The sequence below is a fragment of the Paenibacillus sp. FSL F4-0243 genome, from assembly GCF_037963295.1.
Lineage (GTDB): Bacteria > Bacillota > Bacilli > Paenibacillales > Paenibacillaceae > Paenibacillus_AQ.
This window is the reverse complement of sequence record NZ_CP150151.1, coordinates 1942836-1955035: the sequence shown is the minus strand read 5'-3', so window position 1 is coordinate 1955035 and position 12200 is coordinate 1942836. Positions and strand designations below refer to the sequence as shown.

Annotated in this window: 8 protein-coding genes; 2 read left to right on the top strand and 6 right to left on the bottom strand. The window is 44.9% G+C overall.

Annotated features, from left to right (window positions below; translation table 11 throughout):
* Positions 1 to 19: 19 nt before the first annotated feature.
* Positions 20 to 2266, bottom strand: coding sequence for a helix-turn-helix domain-containing protein (locus NSS87_RS08700; protein WP_339246308.1), 2247 nt, complete (start codon positions 2264 to 2266; stop codon positions 20 to 22).
* Between the two features lie 525 nt (positions 2267 to 2791).
* On the opposite strand from NSS87_RS08700, the gene NSS87_RS08695 reads away from it, so the two are divergent.
* Positions 2792 to 4183, top strand: a complete 1392-nt coding sequence (locus NSS87_RS08695; RefSeq protein ID WP_339246304.1) for a SpoVR family protein — start codon at positions 2792 to 2794, stop codon at positions 4181 to 4183.
* A 100-nt stretch (positions 4184 to 4283) separates the two neighbouring features.
* On the opposite strand, the gene NSS87_RS08690 is transcribed toward NSS87_RS08695, so the two are convergent.
* From NSS87_RS08690 to NSS87_RS08680, 3 genes are all read right to left on the bottom strand, one after another.
* The gene (locus tag NSS87_RS08690; RefSeq protein ID WP_042186252.1) at positions 4284 to 4715 is read right to left on the bottom strand and encodes a GNAT family N-acetyltransferase; all 432 of its coding nucleotides are present in this window, start codon (positions 4713 to 4715) and stop codon (positions 4284 to 4286) included.
* A gap of 349 nt (positions 4716 to 5064) precedes the next feature.
* A complete protein-coding gene (locus tag NSS87_RS08685) occupies positions 5065 to 5991 on the bottom strand; it encodes an AraC family transcriptional regulator (RefSeq protein WP_231573406.1) in 927 nt (308 codons plus the stop codon).
* Between the two features lie 383 nt (positions 5992 to 6374).
* A complete protein-coding gene (locus tag NSS87_RS08680) occupies positions 6375 to 8270 on the bottom strand; it encodes a PrkA family serine protein kinase (protein WP_042186251.1) in 1896 nt (631 codons plus the stop codon).
* Positions 8271 to 8450: 180 nt separating this feature from the next.
* Between NSS87_RS08680 and NSS87_RS08675 the strand changes: the two genes are divergently transcribed.
* Positions 8451 to 9389: a DUF2161 family putative PD-(D/E)XK-type phosphodiesterase gene (locus NSS87_RS08675; RefSeq protein WP_339246301.1), complete on the top strand. Its 939-nt coding sequence runs from the start codon at positions 8451 to 8453 to the stop codon at positions 9387 to 9389.
* Between the two features lie 740 nt (positions 9390 to 10129).
* Here NSS87_RS08675 and NSS87_RS08670 read toward each other — a convergent pair.
* Both NSS87_RS08670 and NSS87_RS08665 read right to left on the bottom strand, forming a co-directional pair.
* Positions 10130 to 11347, bottom strand: coding sequence for a PLP-dependent aminotransferase family protein (locus tag NSS87_RS08670; protein ID WP_339246299.1), 1218 nt, complete (start codon positions 11345 to 11347; stop codon positions 10130 to 10132).
* Positions 11348 to 11486: 139 nt separating this feature from the next.
* Positions 11487 to 12143, bottom strand: a complete 657-nt coding sequence (locus NSS87_RS08665; protein WP_042186245.1) for a response regulator transcription factor — start codon at positions 12141 to 12143, stop codon at positions 11487 to 11489.
* Positions 12144 to 12200: the final 57 nt, after the last annotated feature.

Here is a 12200-nt window from a genome sequence, read left to right as displayed (position 1 = left end):
GCAATAGACAAGAAGATATTCACTTGTTAAACAATCTGAATTGCCCAGGTGTGACCCCTACATGTTTTTTGAAGGCGCGAATAAAACTGGAAGGGTTAGTGTAGCCCACCCTGCCTGCAATCCAATCAATAGTTTCATCGGAATGAATAAGCAGCTGCTTCGAATGATTGATTCGGCGCCCATCCATAAAGTCTTTAAAGTTCTGTCCGGCGTTCTTCTTGAAATAGTGGCTAAAGTTCGACACCGACATTCCAAAGTGATCGGCAATAGCTTGTAGTGAGAAGTTGATATCAAACTGATTCTCTTGAATATATTTAAGCACTTCATCCAATGTAGCTGCCTTAGAGGAAGTATGCGTACTAGCCATCAATTCACATAATATATCCGCACTTTTCTCTAAAATCTCAGTGATCTGGGCTACCGTAATACGATTATGAAACGATGTGATCCCAAGCTGCTCCATATTCTCCTTATGCTTCAAACGGATCAGATTGTTTAATATAATGGTCGAGATATTTACAAATACAGCCCGAATCATATAGGGAGGCGTTCGATCATGTTGGAGAAATTCAATGAGTCTTTGAACTGTTTTCTGCACTTCAGAGACATCACCCGTCATGATAAACAATTCCAGTGATTGAATCGTTTCAGCCGGATAAGGTACAGGCTCATTCCTCTGCTGCATCAGATCATGAAAGGACAGGATGGAATCTTCATTCTTGATGCGCAAATGTTCGACTGTTCTAAGCGCATTAATATAAGAAGCATGAAATTCGCCTGGGCTATCAACGGTATTTCCTATTCCGATCACAAGCTTAGCGCCAGTAACCAATTCAATCTCAACCTGCAGCTTCATGAACATCTCCCGTAATGCTTGCTCCGCTGTATGTGTGGAAATAAATAGAATATCATCATTATGAATACTCCGAATAAAATACCCTTCCATTGCATCCTCGGGCTGTAATTTAACGCTCTTCACAATTTCAAATACTTGCTCGATATCTCCAATCACATTGATGACCACAGTCGTGCATTTCGCATACGTAAAGGTGATGCCATAGGACTTTGCCTCTAGCAGCATGTCTTGAAGTGAAGAGTACTGTCCACTTATGATTTCATATAGAATATTATCACGTAACTTCGGAACGATACTTTGGACATTCCGATCTAATTGCTCTTTCGACTGGAACAGATTCTGGATTGTAGAGCGTATAATATCAAACTCATTGCCACCACTTTCCGTGTTGCCTTTAAATGCATGTCTGGAGAATTGGACAAGAGACTTAATCGGGGCATAATTATTACGGATGGATAAATAGATGATAATAATCTCAGTGAGCAGGATGGATATAACCAGAATAATTGTGTTGCGCTGCGTTTCCTTCGTCTCCAGAAGTACCGATTCCAGCGGATTCATGCTTATGTATTTCCAGCCATTCTGCTTGGAAACGGTCTGGGAGGCAATATAAGCTTCTCCGTCATAATCCATTTCACCGCCTGATGGCGATGCTTGCAGCAGCTTAATAAATTGCTTGAAATTTGCCTCACGCAAATCATCACGTTGGTTGAGGGAGAAGATAGGGATGTTATTTTGATCAAGGATGATGAAATCTCCTGTATAGCTATTAGACACTGACTTCATCATTCGCTCGATCGTATCATGCCTGATCATATAGATGACGCAGCCTTCGGATTGGTCGACACCTAGAGGTAGAGGAATCATCACAGTAATCATCTTAACGCGTCCTTCGCCAAGAATGGCAACATCCTCTGAAGGGCGAACTTGAATAGCGTTGATTACATTGATCTCTTGGCTGAACTGCTCTTGACTCCAAGACGTATAAACATAACCATTCTTGGGGTTCATAAAGCGCTCCAACTCATAGATATACCCTGTACTTGAGAACAGATACCCACTTTGTTTGATATATAAGAAAGTATCATTCAAGAGAGTATCCGTTGTTTTGTATTTCTTCATCTCATTAGCCACGACGTATCGCTGGTATGCATCATTTTTTAATAAGGATAATTTGATCTCAGGATTAGCTACAATCGAAGTTGGGAGAGAATAGATGGGCCGCATAAACAGATCCATACTGCTGGCTACTTGCTCGGTAATATGTGTATTCCAGTCCAATATTTTATTCTTCACAATCGAATTGGAATATGGATAGTAATAAAAGATAATAACAGAAAGCGGCAGCAACAAGACAATGATATATGAAAGTAGAAATTTCCATAAAATATTTATTTTAAATTTACGCATTTTTACCTCCATAATCATAATCACTGAGGAGTAGCACTGGGATGTGCAGCTATACTCAGTTCATCTGCTCATTCCTATAGCTCAACAACGTCAACCGAGTAGGATTTCCATCCTTACCACTCCCACTTGTTAGATTTAGGCTGAATAAGGAATGGTCCAAACAAGATTTACATTTTTATTAATTATTTAATAAATCTATATATGAATACGGTTACATCGCTAAAGTAGCACATGCATAGGCGATTGTAAATACCAAAACGGTGTTCATTTAAACTTATTTATATTTAATTAAATTAAATATGCAATGCTGTAGTTTTCATATTGAGAAATATACAATGGATACTCCCGGCATTCGATAGTTTTGTGCCATAGTGACAGCGAGGAAGAGTTCGTCATATTGCCCTCCCCCTACCCATATACATAATATGAACTACATTGATCGACCCATCTATATGAAGCCAAACCCCATTTCGTGAGGGTTTATTCAGGTTGGATCTACAGAATTATAGGAGGGAGTACAGAATCATGCCAAGCGAAGAAATTAATGCGTTGGAGCGGGCGATTGCAGAAATTACGGAAATAGCTACTGGCTTCGGCTTGGATTTTTATCCCATGCGTTATGAAATATGTCCTGCCGATATTATTTATACATTCGGTGCCTATGGAATGCCGACAAGATTTGGTCATTGGAGCTTCGGAAAAACATTTCACAAAATGAAATCCCAATACGATTTCGGGCTGAGTAAAATATACGAGCTCGTCATTAACTCCAACCCTTGTTATGCCTTCCTGCTCGACGGAAACTCGCTGATTCAGAACAAACTGATCGTAGCTCACGTGCTGGCGCACTGCGATTTTTTCAAAAATAACATGCGTTTCTCCATGTCCAACCGGGATATGGTCGAGAGCATGTCGGCTACTGCGGACCGAATCGCGGGTTATTCAGTAACCTACGGCACCGATGCTGTGGAGAAATTCATTGATTCGGTGCTGGCCATTCAAGAGCATATAGATCCCAGCCTGATTCAGCCGCGCAAGCTAGGTAAGACCCATCTGCTGGAAGCCAAAATGAAAGAACTCAAGGATGCCCCTCCGGGTGGCTCCAAACCAGCTAATCCGTACGACGAGTTATGGAATCTAGACAAGAGAAATTCTGTACCACAGGAAGCATCATCCGGAAATCGTGCGTTCCCACCTGAGCCGGAAAAAGATATTGTCTGGTTCATCCAGCAATATTCCACCGTCTTGGAGGATTGGCAGCGCGATATTATGACGATGCTTCATGATGAAATGCTCTACTTCTGGCCACAAATGGAGACGAAGATCATGAACGAAGGCTGGGCTTCGTACTGGCATCAGCGCATCGTTCGTGAACTGGATCTGACCGAAGAAGAAACCGTAGAATACGCTAAACTAAATTCCTCCGTCGTGCAGCCTTCACGGCAAAGCCTGAATCCATACTATCTTGGTCTAAAAATCTTCGAAGACATCGAACGCCGCTGGGACCGAGAGAAAATATTTGAGGTTCGCGAGTTGGAGTCTGATACTTCTTTTATCCGCAGCTATCTGTCCAAAGAACTGGTGAACGACCTCGATCTTTATGTTTTTGAGAAAAAAGGGCCGGAATGGAAAATCACCGACAAAGCATGGGAAAACGTACGGGATCAACTGGTGCTCGCTCGAGTCAATGGCGGGTCACCTTACTTGGTCATAGAGGATGCCGACTTCGAGAAGAATGGCGAGTTATTTATCACCCACCGCTATGAAAGTATCGAGCTGGATCTGAAGTACCTGGAGCGAACACTCCCGCATATCTACTCATTATGGGGGCGCACCGTTCATCTGCAGACCGTCGTGGAGGACAAAAAGGCGCGGTTCTCGTATGATGGCAAAAAGGTGCAACGGAAGTTTATTTAAAGAGGAATAAGTGAACAGTGCTCTATTGCTTGAATAATAAAGCGGCAGAACTGGACGCGTAGTACGTCCCTGGTCTGCCGCTCTTTATTTGGTCTGTTGATTATTCGGATTCATTTAACATCTTTGAAAAATATTTTGGAGCTTCAGTAAATCCTTGTCGGGCATAAAATCTATGCGCATCAGTTCTTCTGGAGTGGCAATGAACTTGAATTCGGTCACAGTTTCTTTTTCTAGCTAAATCAGTGCAATATTCCTCAAGCATCCGTCCAATTCCCTTACTCCTAATGGCATTACTTACCACAAGATAGCTTATAATTGCAGTATCCCCTGTGAGCCCTAATTGAGGTATGTAATGCATGGAAATGCAAGCGACTACTTTATGATCTTCCTCGAAAACTAATAATTCCTCATCCGGATGCAGGACTAGCTTTTCTATTTTTTCTTGCATGAACGCTTCTGTCTCTGAATAACCCAACTGCTCTAATAATTCGGATATGTCTTTCCAGTCCTCTACTTTTGCTTCTCTAATCATCTGTTTCACTCCCCGAGATTATCAAGTTACACGTCTATTTAATCTATTAGACTACGGGAGGGGATAAGCGTCAATCAACCTACAATAAATGAGAAAGCCCGCAGCGTATAACCCGCTGCGGACCTTCTTACGTCGACACCCCGTATCGACTGAATAATTGAACTTTGCAAATGCTGCAGAGGTGAAAGTAACGTAGGGGAAGTTTGGAACTGTAGGAGCGTAGCGTTCGCCTTTGTTTCTGGATTTAATCCGCTAAGGAATAATCAATAAATCCAGAGACAACAGCGACCGAAAGTCCAAACATTCCCCGAAGTTACGATCATCACGGAGCAGCATTTGCCCTAACACATCATTCGGTCGATTTTTTCACAGGAACATAAATCTCCATCACCGTATCCGGCCGCGAGTGGCAGCGTTCATCATAGAATTCGAAATCCAGCTTACTATCATCATAATCGTAGCCACTATCCTTAAACCATTCTTCGAAGATGTACTTCCATGTGCTTTTTATAACCTGTGCAAACTGTATTTGCTCTGTATCCGTTGATGTATCCACTGGCGGCGTTGTGAACACAGCATACTCGGCTTCTGGCACATCCATCGTCAACATATCATCTTCCACCTTCGAGTAGTCCTCTACAATAACACCTAGAAGATAAGTCGCATTACCATTATCTGAGGAAGGAATACATAAGCCGACTTCTCCGTGTTTAGGCGGGTTTAGTATTTTATACATTTTGGACTCCAGATTCTCACCCTCATAATGACTCCAAAAAGATGCAATATCCTTGGTGTACATACTTCCAGCAACATTAGTTTGGATCCCATACCCAGCGACCTTAAATGCAGGCTTGCGAACAATAACAGGGTTCATTATAAAACCTCCGATTTCAATTAGTGTTTTTCCTTTAGTAAATCCGTCCATCCGTGCGGCATACTGTGTCGGGCTATAGCCAAAAGCCTTACGAAAGGCCTTAGTGAAACCACTTTGTGTCTCAAAACCATAGTCCAGCGCGATATCAATGATTCTTCTGCCGGCAAACAATTCAATGGACGCTAAAGATAATTTCCGGCTCCGCACATATTCCATCACGGACATTTCCTTGCATAAGCTGAACACTCGGCAAAAATGATACACCGAATATCCAACCTCAGCGGCTATTTCTTCCACTGTTATATTTTCTTTGATATGAGCTTCAATATATTCAACACATTTCTCTATATCTTTACTGTAATTCAAGTGCAGCACCAGCCTTCCCCCGTACGGTGATTTCATTATATCAACTGCAAGCAAGTAGGATTGTTCCTGTTTTGCTGAGCTGTATGATGTTGTATGATCTAACACTTTCTTTAGTTAGCTGTCATAAAAACCTGCAAATGTGCAGTTTTTTACATTGATATCGCCCTCATCTAGCTCAAAAGCTGCAGATTTGCGGAATTACTAACTTAAAGAGCTATGCCATATAAAATAATATACATTTGCAATTTTTTCCTGTATGGGCGTCTGCTCCCCTGCTACTTTTCATTGTTCGTGCATTACTTTTCGGTCGCGCGACCAAAGCCTAATTCCACACAATATCACGTATTGAAACACGTAAAAAATATCTATCACATAAAAAAAGACCACCAAATGGTGGCCGCAAATGTACTTGTATTCTTTTACCGATTAAGCAGACTGCCCACATACTTCAGCAGCTCATTAGCGCAAATTGGGCAATAGTGATGCCCATCAATAAGTCTAGCGCACACCTCATTGATCCGTTTAAGCTGACTTTCATCCGGCGTTTTGGACGAGGTGGTGATTTTGACGATATCTTTGAGATCTGTGAATAGCTTCTTCTCAATCGCTTCCCGTAGGCGGTCGTGGTTGTTGTACTCGAATTTCTTCCCTTTGCGTGAATACGCGGAAATCCGGATCAGGATCTCTTCACGGAACGCTTTTTTCGCATTCTCAGAGATACCGATTTGCTCTTCAATCGAACGCATTAACCTTTCATCCGGCTCCATCTCCTCATCCGTCAGTGGATCACGGATTTTGGACCAATTGCAGAAGGCTTCGATATTATCGAGATAATTCTCAAATAATGTCTTGGCGGACTCCTCAAAGGAGTAGACGAAGGCCTTTTGCACTTCGCTTTTAGCTAAAATATCATATTCTTTGCGGGCAATGGAGATGAAGTTCAAATAACGCTCCCGCTCCTCTTTTGTAATCGATGGATGCTGATCCAGACCGTCTTTAATTGCGCGCAACACATCCAGTGCGTTCATGCACTGCAGATCACCTTTGATCAAAGCGCTGGAAATCCGGTTGATAACATACCGCGGATCTATTCCGGACATGCCTTCATCCAAATACTCCGTTTGCATCTCCTTGAGATCTGCTTCTTTGTAGCCTTCGACCTCTTCACCATCATACATGCGAAGCTTTTTGATCAAATCCATGCCCTGCTTTTTACTTTCTTTCAGACGGGTCAAGATCGAGAAAATAGCAGCGGCACGCAGCGCATGCGGCGCAATATGCACATGGTTCATATCACTCTGGGCGATCAGCTTCGCGTAGATTTTTTCCTCTTCCGATACTCTGAGGTTATACGGAACAGGCATAACAATCATACGGGACTGGAGCGCTTCATTCTTTTTATTAGAAATAAACGACTTATACTCGGTTTCATTGGTGTGAGCTATGATCATTTCATCCGCACTGATCAGCGCGAACCGGCCAGCCTTGAAATTGCCTTCTTGCGTCAGTGACAGCAGATTCCATAGAAACTTTTCGTCGCATTTGAGCATTTCTTGAAATTCCATCAGCCCACGGTTAGCTTTGTTCAGCTCTCCGTCAAAACGGTAAGCGCGTGGATCGGATTCCGAACCAAATTCAGTAATGGTCGAAAAGTCGATACTTCCTGTCAAATCGGCGATATCTTGCGACTTCGGATCGGATGGACTAAAAGTACCAATCCCTACCCGCTCTTCTTCTGACAAAATGACACGAGCCACTTTAACCTGCTCAATATCTCCCGCATAATCATTTCTCAGCCGCATCTGGCAGGATGGGCACAAGTTGCCCTCAATACGCACACCGAGTTCTTTTTCAATCTCTGGACGAAGCTCCAGGGGGATCAAATGTAGTGGATCCTCATGCATCGGGCAGCCCTCAACCGCATATACCGCACCCGCATCCGTCCGCGAGTATTGTTCCAAACCTCTTTTTAACAGCGTGACTAGGGTCGATTTCCCCCCACTGACAGGTCCCATCAATAACAGAATCCGTTTACGAACATCTAGCCGGCGTGCTGCAGAGTGAAAATACTCCTCCACTAACTTTTCGACTGCACGATCAAGTCCAAAAATCTCCTGTTCAAAAAACTTATAACGTTTGCGTCCGTTTATGTCCTCTACGCCATGCGACTTGATCATGTCATAAACGCGGGAGTGAGCGGTTTTTGCGGGAGAGGGGTCTTTTTTCAAAAGTTCTATATATTGCTTGAAGGTCCCGCTCCACGCCAAACGGTCGTTCTCAGCCCGATACGAAGCTATTCGCTCAAAAATATCCATTGCTCGCTGCCTCCTCTTGCGCTCCTACTTGCTCTCCTATAGCGTTAAAAAGTGTATTACATACCTATGCGGCAAGCGCGGAATAGTTGACCTCTTTTTTGCTGTGCTATAATAGAGAATCATAAAATCGCAGTAAAACCTTAATGAGAACCCGAAAAAAAGAGCTACGGGAGTGACACTATGGCGGTACGACATGAAACGGAGCTGTATGCTCCTTTGAAGGTTTTTTTTGAAAAGCAAGGATACAGCATCAAGGGTGAGGTTCGGACTTGTGATTTGGTGGGTATTCGTGAGGATTTAGAGCACCCTCTAATCGTAGAGATGAAAAAATCGTTCAACCTCGCCTTGCTCCTGCAAGGCGTGGAACGGCTAAAGCTCAGTCCTACGGTCTATCTCGCAGTAGAACGTGTCCGTGATAAAAAAGGGGCGGTGAACCAGCGCTGGGGCGAGCTTAGCGGACTGTGCCGCCGCCTTGGTCTCGGGTTGATCACCGTTGTTTTTTATAAGACCAAGGCCCCGCTGGTCGAGGTGCTCGTCGAGCCGGACGAGACGCCACCTGCGCAGCGCAGCAACAAGCGGCGGCGCGAGCGCCTGCTCTATGAGTTCCGCGAGCGCAGCGGAGACTACAACACCGGTGGCAGCACGCGCGTCAAGCTCGTGACGGCCTACCGAGAGAAAGCGCTGCGTGTCGCGCTTTCTCTGCAGGCAGCGGAGGCGGAAGCCGCCGTCGCTGCCGAGAAGCCCGCTGCGAAGGCTTCGCTCGCAGCGGGCAAACGTGCAGCGGCGAGCACCGCTGCACAGGCTCCGGCGCTGAGCGCAGCGCCGGAGGGGCGTGCTGCCGGGGACACGGCAGCACGGGAGGCAGCGGCGGCTGGCACGCGAAGCGGTGCCCCTAGCGCTGCCTCAAGCGCCCGCTCGGCCGGGATCTCTCCGGCCGAGCTGCGGAAGCGTAGCGGCGTACCGAACGCCGCCGCTATGCTGCAGCACAACTACTACGGCTGGTTCCACCGTGTCAGCCGTGGGCGCTATACCCTGACCCCAGCCGGTCAGGCCGCGCTAGTAGAATACGCCGCTATAACTGGCGGCGTACCCCATGACAGCAATCATCACAGTAATTAGCTTGCTTATGCTAAGCAAAAAATTCTTTCAATTTCAATTTTTTGCTGGAGCCTTTATCTTTTTCTCTGCTTTTGATCTTTCACTCTGACTTTTATCATTATCCGATTTTGAACTTTCACTTCGATTTTCGTCTTTTAATCAGGTTCTGATCTTTCACTCGGACTTTAAACTTATTATTCTAATGCACACGTAACAATGTCTAGGTAACGCCAAAAAGCATCCCATCAACGGGATGCTTTTTGTGTTCCAATCCGTTAAGCCATAGAAACAGAACTAACCTTCGAAGTATTAGTCTCAAGCTGATAAGTTAAATTAAAGGGAAATCATCCCTATAATTACTCAATATACGCACTAAAATCCGATATATAGGGAATTCCTCCCTATAAATGCATAGATCACTCCACAAAAAGGGCTTTTTCTGAAATTTATAGGGAGAGATTCCCTATAATCTCCATTCCAGAATATAAATCAGCCAGTTATAGGGACAAATTCCCTATAATGGCCTTCTCCCCACTCTACGCCTTGCCTAATGCCTCACTCTGTCTGTTATGATTTTCCGGTGTGTCATAAATTGAGCTGCCAGTTCAACCTGCAACACATCACCTTGCGCATCTGATCGCACATCTGCCTTTGCATTTGACCGTTCATCAACCTGTTCATCACATTTTTATGTCCGATCCATCAGATTCCTTAAACATTCATTAAGCACGCTCTTCACGGTACAATGGATCAGCACCCACCTAACTCCGAGCCGTGAACTCCTTAACCGCCTCGCTCATCAGATTCATACCAAGTAGCAGCTCATCCCGGCCGGGATGGCTGAAGTTAAGACGAATGTGATTTCCGCTTCCATCTACGCTACATAACGGTCCTGGCAAAAATGCCACTCCCTTACCTAGCGCACATTTTAGCAGTGCCATAACATCCATCCCCTCCGGTGGAGATACCCATAGAAACATACCTCCTGACGGCAGGTCGTAGGAGCTTCCTTTCCAAGCTGGACGTTTTAGCAGTTCAACCATTAACTTCAGTCGGGTGTTATATTCTCGGTTCAGCTGCGCAATATGCTCACGAAGATCAAAAGCGGTCACATCCAACAAATGATGCAAGAGCCGCTGATTTAATGCGCTCGATTGCCAGTCTGCCATCTGCTTGGCAGCAGCCATCATCCCGATCACTTCCCGGCTACCTGCAGCCCAGCCCGTCCGCAGCGCGGGCGCAACGGTCTTGCTGAACGAACCGATATATAATACGTGTCCGCCATCACTTATATTTTCCAGCGCATACAAGGATGGATATCTTGTGGCCCAATGTTCACCATACTTCTGGAAATGTAGATCACCATAAGAATCATCTTCTACAATCAGGATGTTATACGCGATGCAAAGATCCAACACCTCACGCCGTCTTTCTAAGCTCCATAGGATGCCACTTGGATTCGTAAAGCTTGGTGTTGCGAACAACATCTTAGGGTTATGCAGTTCAATTTGCCTCCGCAAATGATCTGGATGAAGCCCGTCCAAGTCACCCTCTACAGGAATAATGATGGCACCCTGCATCCGAAGAGTTTGCAAGAATCCTGGAGATGTCGGATTTTCTACTAATACACGATCTCCCGGATCAATATACACCCGCGACAACAAATCAATCGCTTGCTGGCTCCCCGTTGTTAGCAGAACTCCACCCTCAGTAACAGTTACCCCTTTTTCTCTGAGCCAATCCCCGGCAAGCCACTCCCGAAGTGGACCATACCCTGCAGGATCACCATATTGAAGTGCTCCTGCATCTGCAGAAATCACCGTAGAGGCTGCTTCGGCAAGCAGCGATAATGGGAACAGTTCTTCCGCTGGTAATTCTTCAGCAAGCGATATCATGGAGCTTCTCCGTGTTTGGGTGCGAATACTTAGAAGCGGTGACGATAGCAGTGTGTGCGCGCGAGCAGAAAATTGGTAAAGCATGCGAAATCCCCCTTCCCTAGTACCAAGTAGAAATGGTTTAGTTTTCCTCTTCCGAGGACGATTATCCATTTAACGTGATATGCTTTCTTCTATTTCAAGAATATTCCGCCTTTCCCGTCATTATGTCGTATAGCTTGGGTTATGCGTAGATTTGTCTGTTTTGTCTTGAAAAGAGAGCAAATTTCTCAATGGCCTGCGCTCGCGTCGAAACATCAAGCTTCACATAAATTTTGCGCAAGTAATTGTCAATCGAACGACGACTTACTGCAATTTCAAGCGCTATTTTATCATAAGTAATCCCCTGAACGATTCGCTCCATAATAAACATCTCTGTCTGTGTCAATTGAAGAACATCATCCAGTCCTTTAGAAGTCGAAATCGGCCAGGATCCTTTTTCTATCCATTCTAGCGGCATTGAAAGAAAACCCACCCGCAAACCCAGGATCAGCTGTAAAAGCTGATGAGGAGAAGCTCCTTTGGAGAAGATCCCGCTGGCTCCCAGCTCTATGAGGGGCTGAAGCAGATCCCTGCCGTCTTCATCCGTCATTACGACAAAATGTGAGTTTGGTGAGCTTTTTTTCATATTTAACAGCACACTCTCAATATTACCTTCAGGCATATGATAATCTGCCAGCACTAGCTCGGGATTCTTTTCCCTTACGATGGAAGCGCCTTCGTCCCAAGTTGAATACATTCCTAGAACTTTAAGCTCTCCTCCCTCTTCCAAAATCAATTTTGTCCCCAGCATACTTGTAGGATGACACCCCACAATAACCACCTGCCAAACCTTCATCATTAATGCCCAGACCCCCTGCTTTATATAATCATCCAGAAAGGAAAGCGCCGCAGCGTT